Source organism: Roseisolibacter sp. H3M3-2 (assembly GCF_029211165.1).
Taxonomy (GTDB): Bacteria; Gemmatimonadota; Gemmatimonadetes; order Gemmatimonadales; family Gemmatimonadaceae; genus Roseisolibacter.
The window spans coordinates 1-812 of sequence record NZ_JARGEK010000739.1 but is presented as its reverse complement, the minus strand read 5'-3'; the positions used below and the strand labels follow the sequence as shown (position 1 = coordinate 812).

Annotated in this window: 1 protein-coding gene; it reads left to right on the top strand. The window is 80.2% G+C overall.

The annotated features are described in order from the left end of the window. The coding region (locus PYV61_RS26105) for a type VI secretion system protein (protein ID WP_275836814.1) at positions 1-812 on the top strand (812 nt) is incomplete at both ends.

Here is an 812-nt window from a genome sequence, read left to right as displayed (position 1 = left end):
GTGGCGCTGGGGCGCGCGCAGCCGGCGCCGCGCGCCGCCGTCGTGTGCGTGAGCTGCGACCTGTTCGCCGGCGACCAGGGGCAGCGCGCCGAGCAGGCGGCGCAGCTGCTGCGCGCGCGGCTCGCCGACGCGGCGCGCGAGTTCGGCATCGCGCTGCCGACGTACGTGCTGTTCACGAAGGCCGACCGCCTCCCGCACTTCGAGGCGTGGGCGGCGCCGCTGACGCCGGGCGAGGTGCGCGAGCCGTTCGGCGCCGCGCTCCCGTTCGACGCCGACGTCGGCACCGCGGTGGGCGCCGGCAGCTACGCCGAGCGGCTGACGCCGCGGCTGGAGCGCGCGTTCGCCGAGCTGTCGGCGTCGCTGGCGGCGCGCCGCCCGTCGTTCCTGGCGCGCGAGAGCGTCGAGGAGCGGCGCCTGGCGGCGTACGAGCTGCCGCGCGAGCTCGGGAAGCTGGCGCCGGCGGCGACGAAGTTCCTGGTGGAGCTGTGCCGCCCGTCGCAGCTCGGCGCGAGCCCGCGGCTGCGCGGCTTCTACTTCACCGGCGCGCGCCCGGTGGTGGTGAGCGAGGGGGGCGCGGCGGCCGCCGCGGCGGCGCGGCTGGCGGCGCTCGCGGGGTCCGGGGCGACGAGCGCGTTCGTGCGCCCGAACGCCGGCATGCCGCCGGCGGGCGTCGGCGGCTACGCGCCGCCCGCGACGCGCAAGGTGCCGCAGTGGGTGTTCCTCGAGCGCTTCTTCGCCGACGTGGTGCTCGGCGACCAGGGCGCGGCGGCGGCGGCGCGCGGCGGCGCGCTCGTCGGCCGCGCGCGGCGCCT